The following is a 19,105-nucleotide window of genomic DNA, read 5'->3' on the forward strand; positions in this document are numbered from 1 at the left end:
TCACGCTCCCGTGGCGACGAGGACGACGGCGACCGCGAGGACGACGGTGCCGGCGAGCAGCGCGCTCACGTAGGTCTGGACGTTGCCGGTCTGGGACCGCCGTACGGCGGTGCCGAGCCAGCGGGGCAGCGCACCCGCACCGCGTACGTAGGTCTCGACGACCTCGCGGTCGAGGAACCGTACGAGGCTCGCCCCGGCCTGGACCGGGCGGACGAAGAGGGCCGTGTACACGGCGTCCAGGTGGAAGCCCGCGGCCGCGGGCCGGTGCAGGGGGCCCAGCAGGAGCCGTCCGGGGTCGGCGGGGTCGGGCGCGTGGGCGATGTCGCCGTAGGCCGACTCGTGCGTGGCGATGGCCTCCGCCTCGACCTTGGCGGCGTCGCCCTCGGGGTGGGCCGCGACGGCACCGAGCGGGACGCGGGCCGCGAGGGCGGTGGTGTGGCGCCAGGCGGCGTAGGTGACGATGCCGCCGGCCAGGGCCAGGCCCGTGCCGAGCACGGAGGTGGTCAGGGTCGGGGCGAGGTCACGGCCGTCGAACCAGTCGGGCAGCACGCGGAACGCGAATCCGCCGAGGGCCAGGGAGGGAATCGCCAGTACCCACAGCACCACGGTCATCGTCAGCGGCTGCCTGCCGTGGTCCGAGGCCTCGGCGCCGCGGCCACGGAAGGCCAGCAGCCACAGGCGCGTCGCGTAGGCGGCGGTGAGGACGGCCGTCAGCAGTCCGGCGACGAGGACGATCCAGCCCGCGGCGGCGGGGGCGTGCTCGGTGTGCCCGGTGACGACGTGCTCGGCGACGCCGAGGACGGCCTCCTTGGAGAAGAAGCCGCTGAACGGCGGGATCGCGGCGAGCGCGAGGAGCGCCACGGTCATCGTCCAGTAGGCGTCGGGGATCCGGTCGCGCAGGTTCCGCATGCGGGACATCGCGGCGAGGGAGTTGGTGCCGGCGGCGTGGATGATCACGCCGGCCGCGAGGAACAGCAGGGCCTTGAAGGCGCCGTGGGACAGGAGGTGGAAGACGGCGGCCCCGCGGTCGCCGACGGCGAGGGCGCCGGACATGTAGCCGAGCTGGCCGATCGTCGAGTAGGCGAGGACACGCTTGATGTCGTCCTGGGCGAGCGCGGCGAGGGCCGAGCCCGCCATGGTGACGGCGGCCATGACGGCGAGGACGACCATCGCGGCCTGTGAGGCCTCGAAGACCGGGAGGAGACGGGCGACGAAGTAGACACCGGCGGCGACCATCGTCGCGGCGTGGATCAGCGCGGAGACGGGGGTGGGGCCCGCCATCGCGTCGGGGAGCCAGGTGTGCAGCGGGAACTGCGCCGACTTGCCCGCCACGCCGGCGAGGAGCAGCAGGGCGATGGGGGTCGGGTGGTCGAGCCCGCCGCTCGCGACGGTGGCGAGGATCCGGGTGACGCGGAACGAGCCGGCGTCGGTGGCCAGGGCGAACAGGCCGATCAGGAAGGGGACGTCGCCGAGCTTGGTGACCAGGAAGGCCTTGAGGGAGGCGGCGCGGGCCTCGGGGGTCTCCCAGTAGTGGCCGACCAGGAAGTAGGAGCAGATGCCCATGACTTCCCAGCCGACCAGCAGCACCATCAGGTCGCCGGAGTAGACGACCAGGAGCATCGCGGAGGTGAACAGGGAGACGAGCGCGGCGTAGGAGGGGTAGCGCGGGTCGTCGCGCAGGTAGCCCGTCGAGTAGATCTGCACGCAGGAGGCGACCAGGCCGACCAGGACGGCGACGAGGGCGGCGAAGCCGTCGATGTGCAGGGCGAGTTCGATCGGGACCGAGCCGGTCGGGGTGAGCTCCGTGGCGGCGTCGACGGCCGCGTCACCGCCCTGGCGCACGGCGACCAGCGCAGCGAGCACCAGGGCGGCGAGTGTCGGCAGGACGGCGAGCGGGCGGACGAAGCCGGGGGCCGTGCGGCCCAGGAGGAGACCGGCGACGGCGCCGAGGAACGGAAGGAGGGGGACGAGGACGGCGAGGGTGGTCGTGGTCACGCGGTGGCCTCAGCCTTCTGGGCCTCGCCGGACCGCCCGGCCGGGCGGGCGTCGCCGTCGGGGTCGTCGGGGCCGTCGGGGTCGTGCCGTTCGGCGGTGTCGCGGAGCTTGTCGATGTCCGAGGTGCCGCGGTTGCGGTACACGGCGAGGACGATCGCGAGGCCGATGCCGATCTCGGCGGCGGCGATGGCGATGGTGAACAGGGTCAGGGCCTGGCCGGAGTGCAGCGTCTCCTCGGCGGTCCGGCTGAGCCAGACGTCGAAGGCGACCAGGTTGAGGTTGACGGCGTTGAGCATCAGCTCGACCGACATCAGGACCAGGATCGCGTTGCGGCGGGCGAGGACGCCGTACAGGCCCGTGCAGAAGAGGAGCGCGGAGAGCACGGCGGGATAGGCGAGGTGCATCAGCGGGTCCCTTCCTTCTCGTCCCGGGCCTTGTCGCTGCGGGCGGCCGGGGTGCCCTCGGTGGCAGTGGCGGTGCCGGCCTTCGCCTTGCGGGAGAGGACGATCGCGCCGACCAGGGCGGCGAGCAGGAGGACGGAGAGGGCCTCGAAGGGGAGGACCCAGTGCTGGAAGAGACTCGCGCCGGTGGCCTCGGTGGAGCCGGCGGCGGGGCCGTCGAGGTCGATCCAGGTGGTGCGGAAGGCGTCGACGACGACCCACACCAGGGCGGCGGCCGCGGCGACGGCCACCGTGAGGGCGGCCCAGCGGTTGCCGGAGTCGGCGTCCGGGGAGCGGCCGATGGGGGCCCTGGTGAGCATCAGGCCGAACAGGAGGAGGACGACGACGGAACCGACGTAGATGAGGACCTGCACCCAGGCGATGAACTCGGCGGTGAGCAGAAGGTATTCGACGGCCAGGCCGCCCAGGGCGACGACGAGCCAGAGGGCGGCGTGCACCAGTTGCCGGGTGGTGACGGTGATGATCGCGGCGCCGAAGGTGACCAGGGCGACGAGGAGGAAGGCGATCTCGACGCCGGTCGGGGAGAGGAAGCCGTGGGTCTGCGCGACGGTTCCGGTCGCCTGGCCCGTCGCGAGAAGGCCGGCGGTCGAGGCGAGGCTCATTCCTGGCCCTCCTGCCCCGGCTTAGGCCCGCCCGGCTGCGGCCCGTCCGGCTGCGGCCCGTCCGGCTGCGGCTGGTCCGGCTGCGGCTGGTCGATCTGCTGCTTGGAGTCGCCCTGGGCGCGGGTGGGCTGCTCGGCGGCGCGGGCCTGCTCGTCGGCGTGGGGTTCGGTGGCCGGCGGGGGCTGCTGGGCGGCCAGCTTCTCGGCGGCCTTGCGGGCGGCGGCGAGTTCCTTCGGCTCCTCCGCGCCGGGGTCGAGGGCCGGCGGGGCCGGGACGGTCCACATCCACTCCCGGAGCTTGTCGCGCTCGTGGGTGAGGTCGCGGATGTCGGTCTCGGCGTACTCGAACTCCGGGGACCAGAACAGGGCGTCGAAGGGGCAGACCTCGATGCAGATACCGCAGTACATGCACAGGGAGAAGTCGATGGCGAAGCGGTCGAGGACGTTGCGGCTGCGTTCACGGCCACCGGGGGTCGCAGGCGGGACCGTCTCCTTGTGGGAGTCGATGTAGATGCACCAGTCCGGGCACTCGCGGGCGCACAGCATACAGACCGTGCAGTTCTCCTCGAACAGGCCGATGACACCGCGGCTGCGGGGCGAGAGCTCGGGCTGGACGTCCGGGTACTGCGCGGTGACGGACTTCTTCGTCATCGTGCGGAGGGTGACGGCCAGGCCCTTGGCCAGGCCACTTCCTGGGATCGGGGCCATGGTTACTGGATCACCACCTTGACGATGCCGGTGAGGGCGATCTGGGCGAGGGAGAGGGGGACGAGGAGCGTCCAGGACAGCTTCTGGAGCTGGTCCTCGCGCAGGCGCGGGTAGGTGACGCGCAGCCAGATCACGAGGAAGGCGAGGACGGCCGTCTTCAGCAGGGTCCAGACCCAGCCGAGGCCGTCGGCGCCCCAGGGGCCGTGCCAGCCGCCCAGGAAGAGGACGGTGGTCAGGCCGCACAGGACGACGATCCCGGCGTACTCGGCGAGCAGGAACAGCGCGAAGCGCAGGCCGGTGTACTCGGTGTAAGCGCCGAAGATGATCTCCGAGTCGGCGACGGGCATGTCGAAGGGCGGGCGCTGGAGTTCGGCGAGCCCGGCGACGAAGAAGACGATCGCGCCGACGATCTGCCAGGGCAGCCACCACCACTCGAAGGCGTCGAGGATGCCGGGGAGCGAGACCGTGCCGGCCGCCATGGCCACCGAGGCGGCCGTCAGCAGCATCGGGAGTTCGTAGGCGAGGAGCTGGGCGGCGGTGCGCAGGCCGCCGAGGAGGGAGAACTTGTTCGCGGACGCCCAGCCGGCCATCAGCGAGCCGAGGACGCCGACGCCCATGACGGCCAGGACGAAGAAGACGCCGGCGTCGACGACCTGCCCGACGGCTCCCTCGTCGGGGCCGACCGGGATGGCGAGCAGGACGAGGAGGTAGGGCAGGAGGGCGACGGCGGGGGCCAGTTGGAAGATCCGGCGGTCGGCGCCCGCGGGAACGACGTCCTCCTTCTGCGCGAACTTCACGCCGTCGGCGATCAGCTGCGCCCAGCCGTGGAAGCCACCGGCGTACATGGGGCCCAGGCGGCCCTGCATGTGGGCCATGACCTTGTGCTCGGTCTGGCCGATGATCAGGGGGAAGGTGAGGAAGACGACGAAGACGACGAGGAGTCGCAGGAGGACGTCGAGCACGTCGTTCACCGCGGGCCTCCTGTGGGATCTGTCGGGTCGTCGGGGTCAGCCGGTTGCTCCGCGGGGTGCGCGGGGGCGTCGGGTTCCGCGGGTGGGTGCGCGGGGGCGTCGGGTTCCGTGGGGTGTTCGGGGTGCGGGTGTTCGGGGCGCGGGGGCTCGGGGTCCGGGTCCGGCAGGGGCGCGGCCTCCGGGGACGGCTGCGGCGCCGGTTCGTCGTAGGCGGGGCGGGCGTGGTGCCACGGGGCGTCCGTGCTGCGCGGCGTACGTGAGGGCCGGCCCGGCTCGGTGCCGCCGCGGTCGGAGGCGGCCCGCTGGCTGGCGCTGCCCTCCGACGCGCTGCGCGACCGGCGAGGCCCGGAGGGCGTGCCGCCCGGCTGCCTGCGCTGCGGCTCAGCGCCTCCGGCCCGAGCACTCGCGGCAGCATCGGAACCCGAAGCGGCCCGGGAACCGGAAGCCCCCTCGGAACCCGAAGCGGCACTGGAACCCGCAGCCGCCCCGGAATCCACAGCCGCCCCGGAGCCCGCAGCGGCGCTGGAACTCGAGGCCGCCCCAGAACCCGAAGCCGCCCCAGTACCTGGAACAGCCCCAGCACCCGGAACAGCCTCAGGGCCCTGAACAGCCTCAGAACCCGGAACAGCCGCCGTGTCAGAAGCCGCGGTCTGGCTCGCCGAGCCCTGCGCCGCCGAGCGCGTACGGCGCGGACCGGCCGGAGTCGGCGCGTCCGTCTCTCCCGCGGCCGTACCCGCCGCCTGGCCCGCCGCGTGGCCCGCCGCCTGGCTCGCCGAGCCCTCCGATGCCGAGCGCGTGCGCCGCACCGGGCGTTCGCCCGCCGCGCGGGGCGCTGTGCCGCGGGACGGGCGTTCGCCTGCCGTGCGGGCCGTGCCGCGGGCCGGGCGGGCGGGGGCCGGGGGGAGCTGGCCCTTCAGGGGGCCCCATTCGTTCGGGTCGGGGACGCCGGGCGGGAGCATCTGGCGGCGCTTGGGGCCGCCGTGTTCCGACTCGCCGGGTTCCTTCGCGCCGGGCCAGGCCTTGGCGACGCGGGCGGCCAGGACGAAGTCCTTGCGCAGGGGGTGGCCCTCGAAGGTGTCGGGCAGCAGCAGGTGGTCCAGCGCCGGGTGGCCCTCGAAGGTGACGCCGAACATCTCGTGCGTCTCGCGTTCGTGCCAGGCGGCCCCCGCGTAGACGCCGACCGCGGACGGCAGGACGGCGGCCTCGTGCGGGACCGTCGTACGCAGCAGGAGACGGCGGACGGGGGACAACGCGGCGACGTGGGCCGCGACGCGGAAGCCCGTGCCCGGTTCGTCGACGGCGCTCAGCCAGTCGAAGTAGGTGCAGCCGAGGCGGTCGCGGGCGGTCTCCAGGGCGGCGATCCAGGCAGCCGGCGGTACGTCCACCGTCAGGACCTCGTAGGACTCCTCGGCGGTGGCGTCCGGGCCGAAGAGTTCCTCCGCGTCGGCGGGGAGCCAGCCGACCGTGGTCATCGACCCTCCCCGGGCGTCGAACCGGACCCGGACGTCGAACCGGACCCGGACCCCGAACCGGCCTCCGGAGCAGGCGCAGGCGCAGGCGCAGGCGGGCGTACCAGGCCGCTCTGCAGCGCCGCCGTCGAGGGACGCGCCGAGGGACGGTCCCCACCGGTTCCGTACCGCTCCCCCAGCGACTCGCGGGCGATCTTCTCCTGGAGCTTGAGAATGCCCTGGAGCAGCGCCTCGGGCCGGGGCGGGCAGCCGGGGACGTAGACGTCGACGGGGATGATCTGGTCGACGCCCTTGGTGACGGAGTAGGAGTCCCAGTAGGGGCCGCCGCAGTTGCTGCACGCGCCGAAGGAGATGACGTACTTCGGCTCGGGCATCTGCTCGTAGAGGCGCTTGACGGCCGGGGCCATCTTGTCGGTGACCGTGCCGGAGACGACCATCAAATCGGCCTGGCGGGGGCCCGGCGCGAAGGGGATGACGCCGAGGCGGATGAAGTCGTGCCGGGCCATCGACGCGGCGATGAACTCGATCGCGCAGCAGGCGAGTCCGAAGTTGAAGACCCAGAGCGAGTAGCGGCGGCCCCAGTTGAGGATCACCTTCATGGGCTCGGGCGCGAGGCGCGCGAGGGTGCCGAGCCGCTTCGGCTCGGGCAGCGACACGGGCTCGGGGGTCACGTCCATGCCAGGACGCCCTTCTTGTAGGCGTAGAGCAGGCCCACGGCGAGGAAGCCGAGGAAGATGAACATCTCCACCAGGGTCGTCGCGCCGTAACCGGGGGCGGCGAAGACGGTGGCCCAGGGGAACAGGAAGATCGAGTCGACGGCGAAGATCACGTAGAGGAACGCGTAGACGTAGTAGCGGACCTGGGTGTGGGCCCAGCCCTCGCCGACCGGGTCGACGCCGCACTCGTACGTCAGCAGTTTCTCCGGTGTGGGCACCACGGGCCGCAGCAGGCGGCCGGCCCCGAAGGCGACGGCGACGAACAGCACGCCGACGACGGCGAGCAGTCCGACGACCGAGTAGGACTGGAAGTAGTCCGCCGCGACGACGGTCGTGGTGACGACGGTCGGTTCCGGCACGTCCGTCCCTCGCTCCCTGAAACTCGGACTGGAATCCTGCGCCGAGACCGCGGCGTCCCGGTCGGCCGGGAAGGCGTCCCGGCCCTGCCGGGAGACGGACGCCGCTGTTCGACGATCTGTACGCACGGGAGTCTAGGCCCTGATAAAGGCAGGGTAAGCAGCCCGTCACGCCCCGGTGTGCAGGGGTGGGGTTTTCCTCAGTCGTTCCTGGCGGTCCACCTCATGGCGCGGGTGTCCACCGCCGGGCACGCTTACCCGTATGACCGAACGCTTCCCGTCCCCCGGCGCGGCCGGGACCACCACCGCGGCCCGGCCGGACGACCATCCGCCGCCGCCCCGCCTCGCCTACGACCGGCACACCTGGAAGGAGATCGCGCACCTCCTGGCGAACCTCCCGGTCGCGCTGGTCGGCTTCACCTATGTGGTGACGGTGCTGTTCACCGGCCTCGGGCTGACCGTCACGGTGATCGGGTTCCCGCTGCTGGCGGCCGGGCTCATGGGGGCGCGGCAGCTGGGCAGGCTGGAGCGGGCGCGGGCCCGGGCGCTGCTCGGGGTGCGGATCGACGAGCCGAGCCGGCTGCGGCTGCGCGGTGAGGGCGGCTTCTTCCAGCGGCTGTGGATGCAGCTGAAGGACCCGGTGGGCTGGCGCACGGTGCTGTACGAGTTCGTGCGGCTGCCGTGGGGGGTCTTCACCTTCGCGTTCACGTTGACCTCCCTGTTCGTGCTGTGGCCGGTGCTGCCGTTCGTCGCGCGGGGCCTGACCAACGTCGACCGGGCGATGGTGCGGGGGCTGCTGTCGCCCTCGGACGAGCTGGAGCGGCGCATCGCCGAACTGGAGTCGGACCGGGGCGTGGTGGTGGACACGGCCGCGGCGGACCTGCGGCGCATCGAGCGGGACCTGCACGACGGGGCGCAGGCCCGGCTGGTCCATCTGGCGATGGGTCTCGGCCTGGCGAAGGAGAAGGTGCTGGAGGACCCGGACGCGGCGGCGGCGATGGTCGAGGAGGCGCACGGCGAGGTGAAGCTGGCCCTGCAGGAGCTGCGGGACCTGGCCCGGGGGATTCACCCGGCGGTGCTGACCGACCGCGGCCTTGACGCGGCCCTGTCGTCGGTGGCCTCGCGGTGCACGGTCCCGGTCAAGGTGACGGTCGACCTGCCCGCCCGCCCGGCCGCGGCGATCGAGGGCATCGCCTACTTCACCGTCTCGGAGCTGCTGCAGAACGTGAGCAAGCACAGCGGGGCCAGGTCGGCGTCGGTGGAGGTGTGGCGCGCGGACGACCGGCTGCTGATCCAGGTGGGGGACGACGGCCACGGGGGCGCGCGCCTCGACGGCGGCACGGGGATGAAGGGCCTGGCCGACCGGCTGGACGCCGTGGACGGCCTGTTCGTCGTGGAGTCGCCCGAGGGCGGCCCGACGACGGTCACGGCGGAACTCCCGTGGCGCGACCGCACGGACGCCTCCCCCGCCCCGGACTCCCGGCGCTAGAACCGGGCCCGCGCCCGGGCGGCGGAGGTGGGGAAAACCCCCCGCCCAAGACGCCGACGGACTCCATGGTCCGCCGACCTGCGACGGAGCAGGGTGGAGGTACGGGAGCACAGCAGCAGGACGAGGAGAAGGACGACGCCGATGGCCACGGAGTACGGACAGGGGTACGGGCTCGACAGCGGGTCCGGGTTCACCGGGAGCATCGAACGGCGGCACCGGCTGCCCGCCGCGCTGCGCGCGCCCGTCGAGGGCCGCACCTGGCGCGAGCTCGGCTACGTGCTGCTGAGCCTGCCGGTCGGCATCCTGGTGTTCACGTACGCCGTGACGATGGTGTCGCTGGGCGTGGGCCTGCTGGTGACGTTCCTCGGCGTCCCCGTCCTGGCGGCGGCGCTGGCCGGGTGCCGCGGCATCGGGGCGCTGGAGCGGGCGCGGGCCAGGGCGTTGCTGGACCTGGACGTGGCCGAGCCGGAGCCGCTTCGGACCAAGGGCCGCGGCGTCCTGGCGTGGACGGGCGCCGTCCTGAAGAGCGGCTCCTCGTGGCGGGCGCTGCTGTACTCGGTGCTGCACCTGCCCTGGGCGATGGTCTCGTTCGTCGTCTCGGTGAACGTCTGGGCGCTGGGCTGGGGGCTGCTGACGTACCCGCTGTGGTTCTGGGTGCTGCCGGTGTACGCCGGGCAGGACGGGATGCAGCTGTACGGGGACGAGACGCACCGGGTCTACCTGGACAACCCCTTCGAGATCACGGTCACGGCGCTGGTGGGGCTGCTCTTCACGATCGCCACGCCGTGGATCGTGCGGGCGCTGACGATGGTGGACCGGCTGCTGGTGCACGGGCTGCTCGGGCCCTCGCGGCTGGCCTCGCGGGTGGTGGAGCTGGAGTCGGACCGGGGGGTCGTGGTCGACACGGCCGCGGCGGACCTGCGGCGCATCGAGCGGGACCTGCACGACGGGGCGCAGGCCCGGCTGGTGGCGCTGGCCATGGACCTGGGGCTGGCGAAGGAGAAGCTGCAGGAGGACCCGGAGGCGGCCCGGCGGATGGTGGACGAGGCGCACGGCGAGGTGAAGACGGCGCTGCAGGAGCTGCGCGACCTCGCCCGGGGCATCCACCCGGCGGTGCTGACCGACCGCGGCCTGGACGCGGCCTTGTCCTCGGTGGCCTCGCGGTGCACGGTGCCGGTGCAGGTGGAGGTCGACCTGGCGGAGCGGCCGGCGCCGGCGATCGAGGGCATCGCGTACTTCACGGTGTCGGAGCTGCTGCAGAACATCAGCAAGCACTCCCGGGCGACCTGGGCGGGCGTCGAGGTCTGGCGGACGGAGAACCGGCTGATGCTGCAGGTCGTGGACAACGGCGAGGGCGGAGCCGAGATCTCCCAGGGGTCCGGGCTGGCCGGTCTCGCGGAGCGGCTGGACGCGGTGGACGGGATCCTGGTGATCGACTCGCCGGCGGGCGGGCCGACCCGGGTGACGGCCGAGCTGCCGTGGCGCGGGGAGCACGTGAGGTGACCCGCCCGGGGGCCCGGCCCCCGGGCACGCCGTGACCGGCCGGGGAGGCGCTCGCCCTCCGGCCGGTCACGTCCCTCTGCCCACCCGGCGACGGAACCGTCACACCCGGCCGACCGCCGGACCCGTCGAAGCCGTCCCGCTCGGCCGACCTGCGGACCCGTCGAAGCCGTCCCGCTCGGCCGACCTGCCGGACTCCCGGGAGCCGTCACGCCCGGCCGACCTGCCGGACGCCCCCCCCCCCCCCCCCCCCCCCCCCCCCGGGGGGCGCCGCCCGGGGGGGGGGGGGCCCCGGGGGGGGGGGGGCCCCCCCACCCACCAAAAAAACACACCCCCCCCCCCCCCCCCCCCCCGAACCCGCCTTCGCCCGGCCCGTGAGCCGTCCGCCGGCCCGGTCGGTGAGCCGAGAAGCCGGTCCGGGCCCCACGGGTCCGCCGATGCTGAAATGCTGGACCCGTCGCACGGGTGGGCGCGGGGCCGTTGTGGGCCGCGGACGGGCGGCACCGGGCTGTGGGGGGCCGAACAATCGTGGAGGACAGGGTGCGGGTGGTCATCGCCGAGGATTCCGTGCTGCTCAGGGAGGGCCTGACCCGGCTGCTGACCGACCGGGGACACGACGTCGTCGCCGGGGTCGGCGACGGCGAGGCGCTGATCAAGACCATCACGGAGCTGGACGCGCAGAGCGAGCTCCCGGACGTCGTCGTGGCCGACGTGCGGATGCCGCCGACGCACACCGACGAAGGGGTCCGGGCGGCGGTGCAGCTGCGCAAGGCGCACCCGGGGCTGGGCGTGCTGGTGCTGTCGCAGTACGTGGAGGAGCGCTACGCGACGGAACTGCTGGCCGGGTCCAGCCGGGGCGTGGGCTATCTGCTGAAGGACAGGGTGGCGGAGGTCCGCGAGTTCGTGGACGCGGTGGTCCGGGTGGCCGAGGGCGGGACGGCCCTGGACCCCGAGGTGGTCGCCCAGCTGCTCGGCCGCAGCCGCAAGCAGGACGTGCTGGCGGGGCTCACCCCGCGCGAGCGGGAGGTGCTGGGCCTGATGGCCGAGGGGCGGACCAACTCGGCGATCGCCCGGCAGCTGGTGGTCAGCGACGGGGCGGTCGAGAAGCACGTGAGCAACATCTTCCTCAAGCTGGGGCTGTCCCCGAGCGAGGGCGACCACCGCCGGGTGCTGGCCGTTTTGACTTACCTCAATTCGTGAAACTCGCGACATGCGGGTCAGGCGTCTCGAAGGTCGCAAAGTCGTGTCCAACATGCGAATGACCCAGGGAAGGCGATCCTTGCGGTCGTAGGGTTGATCTGGGAGGGCCTGCGGGAAGGTCTGTCCCGGACAGCCGCCTCTAGGGAGGTCCAGTTCAGTGACCAGCCAGGTCAGTAGCCCAGCGGAGCAGGCCGACGGAGCAGTCGTAGGAGAGCAGCGCAAAGCGGCGGGCGCGAAGGACGTCCGGCGCCTGGACCGGGTGATCATCAGGTTCGCGGGGGACTCGGGCGACGGTATGCAGCTCACCGGGGACCGTTTCACCTCGGAGACCGCGTCGTTCGGCAACGACCTGTCGACCCTGCCGAACTTCCCGGCCGAGATCAGGGCGCCCGCCGGAACGCTGCCGGGTGTGTCGTCCTTCCAGCTGCACTTCGCCGACCACGACATCCTGACGCCCGGGGACGCTCCCAACGTGCTGGTGGCGATGAACCCGGCGGCGCTGAAGGCGAACATCGGGGACCTGCCGCGCGGCGCGGAGGTGATCGTCAACACGGACGAGTTCACCAGGCGGGCGATGCAGAAGGTCGGCTACGAGGCGTCCCCGCTGGAGGACGGGTCGCTGGACGGCTACCACGTGCACCCGGTGCCGCTGACCACGCTGACCGTGGAGGCGCTGAAGGAGTTCGACCTCACCCGCAAGGAGGCCGAGCGCAGCAAGAACATGTTCGCCCTGGGCCTGCTGAGCTGGATGTACCACCGGCCCACGGAGGGCACGGAGAAGTTCCTGCGGTCGAAGTTCGCCAAGAAGCCCGACATCGCGGCGGCCAACATCGCCGCGTTCCGGGCGGGGTGGAACTTCGGCGAGACGACGGAGGACTTCGCGGTCTCCTACGAGGTCGCCCCCGCGGCCACGGCGTTCCCGCCGGGTGTCTACCGCAACATCTCCGGCAACCTCGCCCTGTCCTACGGTCTGATCGCCGCCTCCCGGCAGGCGGATCTGCCGCTGTACCTGGGGTCGTACCCGATCACCCCGGCGTCGGACATCCTGCACGAGCTGAGCAAGCACAAGAACTTCGGCGTGCGGACCTTCCAGGCCGAGGACGAGATCGCCGGGATCGGGGCGGCGCTGGGCGCGGCCTTCGGCGGTTCGCTGGCCGTGACGACGACGAGCGGCCCGGGTGTGGCGCTGAAGTCGGAGACGATCGGCCTGGCGGTGTCGCTGGAGCTGCCGCTGCTGATCGTGGACATCCAGCGCGGTGGCCCGTCGACGGGACTGCCCACCAAGACCGAGCAGGCGGACCTGCTGCAGGCGATGTTCGGGCGCAACGGCGAGGCCCCGGTGCCGGTGGTGGCGCCGCGGACGCCGGCGGACTGCTTCGACGCCGCGCTGGAGGCGGCCCGGATCGCGCTGACGTACCGGACGCCGGTGTTCCTGCTGTCGGACGGCTATCTGGCCAACGGCTCCGAGCCGTGGCGGATCCCGGACCTGGAGGAGCTGCCGGACCTCAGGGTGCAGTTCGCACAGGGCCCGAACCACACGCTGGACGACGGCACCGAGGTGTTCTGGCCGTACAAGCGGGACCCGCAGACGCTGGCCCGCCCCTGGGCGATCCCGGGCACGCCGGGTCTGGAGCACCGGATCGGCGGCATCGAGAAGGAGGACGGCTCGGGCAACATCTCCTACGCCCCGGCCAACCACGACTTCATGGTGCGCACCCGGCAGGCGAAGGTCGACGGCATCGACGTCCCGGACCTGGCGGTGGACGACCCGGACGGCGCCCGGACCCTGGTGCTCGGCTGGGGTTCGACCTACGGGCCGATCACGGCGGCGGTGCGGCGGCTGCGCAGGGCCGGGGAGTCGATCGCGCAGGCGCACCTGCGCCACCTCAACCCCTTCCCGCGGAATCTGGGCTCCGTGCTGGAGCGTTACGACAAGGTGGTGATCCCCGAGATGAACCTCGGGCAGCTCGCCACGCTCATCCGGGCGAAGTACCTGGTCGACGCGCACTCGTACAACCAGGTCAACGGCATGCCGTTCAAGGCGGAGCAGCTCGCCGCGGCTCTGAAGGAGGCCATCGATGGCTGAGACGTCCACGCAAGGCACCGGCACCGTCGAAGCGCTGTCCCTGGTCCCCAAGGCCGAGGGCCGGCAGTCGATGAAGGACTTCAAGTCCGATCAGGAAGTGCGCTGGTGCCCGGGTTGCGGCGACTACGCCATCCTCGCCGCGGTGCAGGGCTTCATGCCCGAGCTGGGGCTGGCGAAGGAGAACATCGTCTTCGTCTCGGGCATCGGCTGCTCGTCGCGCTTCCCGTACTACATGAACACCTACGGGATGCACTCCATCCACGGCCGCGCCCCGGCCATCGCCACCGGCCTGGCGAGTTCCCGCCGGGACCTGTCGGTGTGGGTCGTCACCGGGGACGGCGACGCGCTGTCCATCGGTGGCAACCATCTGATCCACGCGCTGCGCCGCAACGTCAACCTCAAGATCCTGCTGTTCAACAACCGGATCTACGGTCTGACCAAGGGCCAGTACTCGCCCACCTCCGAGGTCGGGAAGATCACCAAGTCGACGCCGATGGGCTCGCTGGACGCGCCGTTCAACCCGGTGTCGCTGGCGATCGGCGCGGAGGCGTCGTTCGTGGCGCGGACGGTGGACTCCGACCGCAAGCACCTGACGGAGGTGCTGCGCCAGGCCTCCGCCCACCAGGGCACGGCGCTGATCGAGATCTACCAGAACTGCAACATCTTCAACGACGGCGCCTTCGACGCCCTGAAGGACAAGCAGCAGGCCGAGGAGGCCGTGATCCGCCTGGAGCACGGCAAGCCGATCCGCTTCGGCGCCGACCAGGCCAAGGGTGTCGTGCGGGACGAGCTGACCGGGGACCTGAAGGTGGTCGCCGTGACGCCGGAGAACGAGGGGCGGATCCTGGTCCACGACGCGCACTCCCCTTCGCCGACCACGGCGTTCGCGCTGTCCCGCCTCGCCGACCCGGACACCCTGCACCACACCCCGATCGGCGTCTTCCGCTCGGTCGACCGGCCCGTCTACGACACGCAGATGGCCGACCAGCTGGACCGGGCGATCGAGCAGCACGGCAAGGGCGACCTCGCCGCGCTCCTCGCCGGCGGCGACACCTGGACCGTCGTCGGCTGACCGCCCCAGGGACACGAGAGGCCCGGGACCGCTACGAGGCGGCCCGGGCCTCGTCGTAGGTGCGGCGCGCCCGCTCCACGTCGTCCATGCGCCGCTGTGTCCACTGCGCGAGGGTCCGGACCTGCTCGGCGGCCTCGCGGCCCAGGCCGGTGAGGGAGTAGTCGACACGGGGCGGAATGACCGGCTTGGCGTCGCGGTGGACCAGTCCGTCGCGCTCCAGGGTCTGGAGGGTCTGGGTGAGCATCTTCTCGCTCACTCCGCGGCCCCCGTACGCGCCGATCGCCCGGCGCAGTTCGCTGAAGCGGCGCGGACGGTCCAGGAGCTCGATCAGGACGAGCACGCCCCAGCGGCTGGTGACGTGCTCCAGGACGAGCCGGTAGGGGCACAGCGCCTCGAAGTCACTTACTGCCATGCCAGTACCTTACTTCAAAGTGGGTACTTTCCAGCAGTTAGCGCTCCTCCTATGGTTAGTGACATCGCACCCCACAAGGAGAGTTGTCACCATGAGCATCGTCGTCACCGGAGCCACCGGACACCTCGGCCGCCACGTCGTGGAGCAGTTGCTGGAAAAGGTCCCGGCCGAGCAGATCACCGCCGTCGTGCGGGACACCGCCAAGGCCGCCGACCTCGCCGCGCGCGGCGTGCGGATCGCCCGCGCGGACTACAACTCCCCTGCCTCCTTCGACGGCCTGTTCTCCGCCGGTGACAAGGTCCTGCTGATCTCCGGCAACGAGTTCGACAAGGGCCGCGTGCAGCAGCACAAGGGCGTCATCGACGCCGCCGGGGCCGCCGGTGTCGCCCTGCTCGCCTACACCAGCGCCCCGGGCACCCTGACCGCCGCGCTCGCCGACGACCACCGCGGCACGGAGCAGCTCCTGCTGGACTCCGGCGTGCCCTACGCGCTGCTGCGCAACGGCTGGTACCACGAGAACTACACCGAGAACCTCGCCCCGGTGCTGGAGCACGACGCGGTCGTCGCCGCGGCCGGCGAGGGCAGGATCTCCTCCGCCTCCCGCGCCGACTACGCAGCCGCCGCCGTCGCCGTGCTGACCGGTGAGGGTCACGAGAACAAGACGTACGAACTGGGCGGCGACACCCCATGGAGCTTCGCCGAGTACGCGGCCGAGCTGAGCCGGCAGACCGGCAGGGAGATCGCCTACCAGGCCGTCTCCGTCGAGGCCCTCACCTCGATCCTGACGGGCGCGGGCCTGCCGGAGCCGGTCGCGCAGATGCTCGCGGGCGTCGACGCCTCCATCGAGAAGGGCGAGCTGGTCGTCTCCACCGGCGACCTGTCCCGGCTGATCGGCCGCCCGACCACCCCGCTCTCCGAGGCCGTCGCCGCCGCGCTCAAGGGCTGAGCCGCGCGGAACCCCGGGCCCTCCGCCCCCGGACTGTCATGACCGTATGCCGATACGGACATGACAGCCGGGGGCGCCCGGCGTTACCGTCGAGCACGCGGACAGGACGTGCGAAGGAGGGGCCCGTGAGGCGCAAGCCGAGGGGTGAGCGGCACATAGGACTGCTGAACGGCTTCGCGGCCTACGGCATGTGGGGCCTGGTCCCCCTCTACTGGCCCCTGCTGAAGCCGGCCGGGGCGACGGAGATCCTCGCCCACCGGATGGTCTGGTCGCTCGTCTTCGTCGGAGCCGCCCTGCTCGTGCTGCGCCGCTGGGCCTGGGCGGGCGAGCTGCTGCGCCGGCCGCGGAAGCTGGGCCTGATCACGGTCGCCGCGACGGTCATCACCGTCAACTGGGGCCTGTACATCTGGGCCGTGAACTCCGGGCACGTCGTCGAGGCCTCGCTCGGGTACTTCATCAACCCGCTGGTCACCATCGCGATGGGCGTGCTGCTGCTGAAGGAGCGGCTGCGGCCGGTGCAGTGGGCGGCGGTCGGCACCGGCTGCGCGGCGGTCGTCGTGCTGACCATCGGTTACGGCCGGCTGCCGTGGATCTCCCTCTGCCTCGCCTTCTCCTTCGCCACGTACGGGCTGGTGAAGAAGAAGGTGAACCTCGGCGGTGTGGAGTCGCTGGCCGCCGAGACCGCGGTCCAGTTCCTGCCCGCGCTCGGCTTCCTGGTGTGGCTGAGCGCCCGGGGCGACGCCACCTTCACGGCCGAGGGCACGGGACACGCGCTCCTGCTCGCCTCCGCCGGGATCGTCACCGCGCTCCCCCTGGTCTGCTTCGGCGCGGCCGCCATCCGCGTGCCCCTGTCCACCATCGGGCTGCTGCAGTACATGACGCCCGTCTTCCAGTTCCTGCTCGGCGTCTTCTACTTCCACGAGGAGATGCCGCCGGAGCGCTGGGCCGGCTTCGCGCTGGTGTGGCTGGCGCTGGCACTGCTCACCGGGGACGCGTTGCGCACCGCCCGCCGGGCCTCCCGGGCGCTGACCACCGAGATCAGCGCGCCGAGCACCACCAGGACGACCGGCACGGTCAGCGCGGCGCGGAAGGCCGACAGCGTGGCCCCGGGGCCGGACCCGGTGGACGCGAGGCCGTAGACCGCGGTGACCGCCGAGACGCCGATCGCGGAGCCGAACTGCGTCGCCGTGGTCAGCAGCCCGCCGGCCAGGCCCTGCTCCGACGCGTCGACCCCGTCCGTCGCGGCGATCGTCAGCGGCCCGTAGGCCAGGGCGAACGCGAGACCGGACAGCAGCAGCGTCGGGAACATCATCGCGTAGGACCAGTCCATGCCGACCGGCAGGAACAGGGCGTAGCCGGCCACCGCCAGGAGGAATCCGCCGAGGATCACCCGGGCGTTGCCGAAGCGGGCGACCAGTCTCGGGGTGAGCGTGGGCGCGAGCACCGCGTCGACGCCCATGACGATCAGGGCCACGGCGGTCCGGAGGGACGACCAGCCGCGCAGTTCCTGAAGGTAGAGCGTGACGACGAACTGGAAACCGAAGAAGGCGCCGAGGAAGAGCAACGCCCCCAGGTCGGCGCGGATGACCGGGCCGTGGCGCAGGAGACCGAGGCGGACCAGCGGGTCCGGGCAGCGCCGCTCCAGCGCGACGAAGGCTCCGCCCACGAGCAGCGCCGCGATCCCGGAGGCCAGGGTGAGCGGCCAGCCGCGCAGGCCGTGTTCCAGGCGTACGACGGTCCAGGCGGCCAGCAGCATGGCGCCGGCGGCGGTGATCGCGCCGGGCAGGTCGAAGGTGCGCCCCCGCGCGGGCGGTCCGTCCCGCCGGGGCACCAGCCGGACCGCCACGGCGAGCAGGGCGCCGGTCAGCAGCACGGGCGCGAAGAACACCCAGCGCCAGCCCAGCTCGGTGAGCAGGCCGCCGATCACCAGGCCCAGGGAGAATCCGGCCGCGCCGGTCCCGGCGAAGACCAGCAGGGCCTTGTCGCGCTCCGGCCCCTCCGCGTAGGAGGTGGTGATCAGGGAGAGCGCGGCCGGGGTCATGAACGCGGCGGCGACGCCGGTGACGAACCGGGCGACGATCAGCATCCAGCCGTCCGTCGCGAGGCCGCCGAGTCCGGAGAAGGCGAGGAAGACGGTCAGCCAGAGCAGGACCATCCGCCGCCGGCCGAGCAGGTCGGCGGCCCGTCCGCCGAGGAGGGTGAAGCCGGCGTAGCCGAGCACGTAGGCGCTCAGCACCCAGGCCGCCGTGCCGGTGGCGAGGCCCAGGTCGGAGCGGATGGCCGGGATCGCCACCGCCATCATCGCGACGTCGGCGCCCTCCAGGAAGATCGTCCCGCACAGGACGAGCAGCAGCGCCCAGGCCCGCGTGCCCATGCAGCCACACTCCTCCGCGGCGGGCCGGTCACGCAAGCGGGGGCGGAGGAGGCGGCCGGGCTGCGGTGGGCCGGACGGGAGGCGCCGGCCGAGGGCCGACGGCGGGTCCGGGCGCCGCGCTCGCGGACGCGGCCGGCGTCGGGCTCGCGGACGGGGCCGGCGTCGGGCTCGCGGACGGGGCCGGCGTCGGGCCCGGTGTGCCGGCGCCCGGCGTTTTTCCCTGCGCGCGCAGGCACCCAGCCAGTAAAAGTGGTCACATGAACGAGACTCCGGCATCACCCGCTCCCGTGCACTGGAAGGTCGTCGTCGACGCCGCAGACCCGCACGCCCAGGCCGACTTCTGGGCCGCGGCGCTGCGGTACGAGGTGGAGGACAACAGCGCCCTCATCGACCGGCTGCTCGGTCTCGGCGCCCTGCCCGAGGAGGCCACGGTCGAGTTCCACGGCCGCCGCGCCTTCCGGGACCTGGTCGCCGTGCGGCACCCCGACGACCCGTTCGAGGAGGAGAGCGGGACCGGGCTGGGGCGGCGGTTGCTGTTCCAGCGGGTGCCGGAGCCCAAGACGGGCAAGAACCGGCTCCATCTCGACCTGCACCCGGGCGCGGGCCGCCGCGAGGAGGAGGCCGCCCGGCTGGAGCGGCTCGGGGCGAGCGTGCTGCGGCGGGTGAAGGAACAGGGCGGCGAGTGGCTCGTGATGGCGGACCCGGAGGGCAACGAGTTCTGCGTGCAGTGACGCCGGAGGCGGGCGGCC

At 72.7% G+C, this 19,105-nt stretch carries 17 protein-coding genes and 1 pseudogene; 8 read left to right on the forward strand and 10 right to left on the reverse strand.

All coding sequences use genetic code 11. The features are described 5' to 3' along the window. From ACF07N_RS10675 to ACF07N_RS10710, 8 genes are read right to left on the reverse strand one after another with little or no spacing between them, the layout of a single operon-like run. Nucleotides 1-1,995 (reverse strand): NADH-quinone oxidoreductase subunit L, encoded by a 1,995-nt coding sequence (locus tag ACF07N_RS10675; protein WP_392110676.1) that lies wholly within the window; start codon nucleotides 1,993-1,995, stop codon nucleotides 1-3. Beyond that, entirely contained in the window at nucleotides 1,992-2,399 is a 408-nt protein-coding gene (gene nuoK, locus ACF07N_RS10680) for an NADH-quinone oxidoreductase subunit NuoK (RefSeq protein WP_383336886.1), read from the reverse strand. Before nuoK ends, ACF07N_RS10675 begins: the two co-directional genes overlap by 4 nt. After that, nucleotides 2,399-3,058, reverse strand: a complete 660-nt coding sequence (locus ACF07N_RS10685; protein ID WP_392110680.1) for an NADH-quinone oxidoreductase subunit J — start codon at nucleotides 3,056-3,058, stop codon at nucleotides 2,399-2,401. The genes nuoK and ACF07N_RS10685 overlap by 1 nt, the downstream gene beginning before the upstream one ends. Beyond that, nucleotides 3,055-3,765, reverse strand: a complete 711-nt coding sequence (locus tag ACF07N_RS10690; RefSeq protein WP_392110682.1) for a NuoI/complex I 23 kDa subunit family protein — start codon at nucleotides 3,763-3,765, stop codon at nucleotides 3,055-3,057. Before ACF07N_RS10690 ends, ACF07N_RS10685 begins: the two co-directional genes overlap by 4 nt. Nucleotides 3,766-3,767: 2 nt before the next feature. Then, complete coding sequence (locus ACF07N_RS10695) at nucleotides 3,768-4,736, reverse strand: NADH-quinone oxidoreductase subunit H (protein WP_392110684.1); 969 nt, start codon at nucleotides 4,734-4,736, stop codon at nucleotides 3,768-3,770. Beyond that, the gene (locus tag ACF07N_RS10700) at nucleotides 4,733-6,208 is read right to left on the reverse strand and encodes an NADH-quinone oxidoreductase subunit C (RefSeq protein ID WP_392110686.1); all 1,476 of its coding nucleotides are present in this window, start codon (nucleotides 6,206-6,208) and stop codon (nucleotides 4,733-4,735) included. The genes ACF07N_RS10695 and ACF07N_RS10700 overlap by 4 nt, the downstream gene beginning before the upstream one ends. Beyond that, nucleotides 6,205-6,882: an NADH-quinone oxidoreductase subunit B gene (locus tag ACF07N_RS10705; protein WP_392110688.1), complete on the reverse strand. Its 678-nt coding sequence runs from the start codon at nucleotides 6,880-6,882 to the stop codon at nucleotides 6,205-6,207. The genes ACF07N_RS10700 and ACF07N_RS10705 overlap by 4 nt, the downstream gene beginning before the upstream one ends. Further along, entirely contained in the window at nucleotides 6,873-7,280 is a 408-nt protein-coding gene (locus ACF07N_RS10710; RefSeq protein ID WP_010041427.1) for an NADH-quinone oxidoreductase subunit A, read from the reverse strand. Before ACF07N_RS10710 ends, ACF07N_RS10705 begins: the two co-directional genes overlap by 10 nt. Before the next feature lie 259 nt (nucleotides 7,281-7,539). Here ACF07N_RS10710 and ACF07N_RS10715 point away from each other — a divergent pair, with 259 nt between their 5' ends. The 5 genes from ACF07N_RS10715 to ACF07N_RS10735 all read left to right on the forward strand — a co-directional run bounded on the left by ACF07N_RS10715 (nucleotide 7,540) and on the right by ACF07N_RS10735 (nucleotide 14,624). Beyond that, complete coding sequence (locus ACF07N_RS10715) at nucleotides 7,540-8,766, forward strand: sensor histidine kinase (RefSeq protein ID WP_392110690.1); 1,227 nt, start codon at nucleotides 7,540-7,542, stop codon at nucleotides 8,764-8,766. Nucleotides 8,767-8,907: 141 nt separating this feature from the next. Then, nucleotides 8,908-10,269, forward strand: a complete 1,362-nt coding sequence (locus tag ACF07N_RS10720) for a sensor histidine kinase (RefSeq protein WP_383336868.1) — start codon at nucleotides 8,908-8,910, stop codon at nucleotides 10,267-10,269. A gap of 537 nt (nucleotides 10,270-10,806) precedes the next feature. Continuing rightward, nucleotides 10,807-11,466, forward strand: a complete 660-nt coding sequence (locus ACF07N_RS10725) for a LuxR C-terminal-related transcriptional regulator (RefSeq protein ID WP_383337864.1) — start codon at nucleotides 10,807-10,809, stop codon at nucleotides 11,464-11,466. 157 nt (nucleotides 11,467-11,623) lie between these two features. Next, nucleotides 11,624-13,552, forward strand: coding sequence for a 2-oxoacid:acceptor oxidoreductase subunit alpha (locus ACF07N_RS10730; protein WP_392110693.1), 1,929 nt, complete (start codon nucleotides 11,624-11,626; stop codon nucleotides 13,550-13,552). Then, nucleotides 13,545-14,624: a 2-oxoacid:ferredoxin oxidoreductase subunit beta gene (locus ACF07N_RS10735; protein WP_392110696.1), complete on the forward strand. Its 1,080-nt coding sequence runs from the start codon at nucleotides 13,545-13,547 to the stop codon at nucleotides 14,622-14,624. Before ACF07N_RS10730 ends, ACF07N_RS10735 begins: the two co-directional genes overlap by 8 nt. Before the next feature lie 31 nt (nucleotides 14,625-14,655). Here ACF07N_RS10735 and ACF07N_RS10740 read toward each other — a convergent pair whose 3' ends face one another. Beyond that, entirely contained in the window at nucleotides 14,656-15,036 is a 381-nt protein-coding gene (locus tag ACF07N_RS10740) for a winged helix-turn-helix transcriptional regulator (protein WP_392110698.1), read from the reverse strand. Between the two features lie 91 nt (nucleotides 15,037-15,127). On the opposite strand from ACF07N_RS10740, the gene ACF07N_RS10745 reads away from it, so the two are divergent. Both ACF07N_RS10745 and rarD read left to right on the forward strand, forming a co-directional pair. After that, complete coding sequence (locus tag ACF07N_RS10745) at nucleotides 15,128-15,982, forward strand: NAD(P)H-binding protein (protein WP_392110701.1); 855 nt, start codon at nucleotides 15,128-15,130, stop codon at nucleotides 15,980-15,982. Nucleotides 15,983-16,170: 188 nt separating this feature from the next. Next, nucleotides 16,171-17,121 (forward strand): EamA family transporter RarD, encoded by a 951-nt coding sequence (gene rarD, locus ACF07N_RS10750; RefSeq protein ID WP_392111130.1) that lies wholly within the window; start codon nucleotides 16,171-16,173, stop codon nucleotides 17,119-17,121. Nucleotides 17,122-17,201: 80 nt separating this feature from the next. On the opposite strand, the pseudogene ACF07N_RS10755 reads toward rarD, so the two are convergent. Further along, nucleotides 17,202-18,632 (reverse strand): annotated as a pseudogene (locus tag ACF07N_RS10755) (MFS transporter); the annotation flags it as partial. On the opposite strand from ACF07N_RS10755, the gene ACF07N_RS10760 reads away from it, so the two are divergent. Then, nucleotides 18,614-19,087, forward strand: a complete 474-nt coding sequence (locus ACF07N_RS10760; protein WP_392110704.1) for a VOC family protein — start codon at nucleotides 18,614-18,616, stop codon at nucleotides 19,085-19,087. The pseudogene ACF07N_RS10755 and the gene ACF07N_RS10760 sit on opposite strands and share 19 nt — an antisense overlap. Nucleotides 19,088-19,105: the final 18 nt, after the last annotated feature.

The sequence above is a fragment of the Streptomyces sp. NPDC015242 genome (assembly GCF_043079125.1).
Lineage (GTDB): Bacteria > Actinomycetota > Actinomycetes > Streptomycetales > Streptomycetaceae > Streptomyces.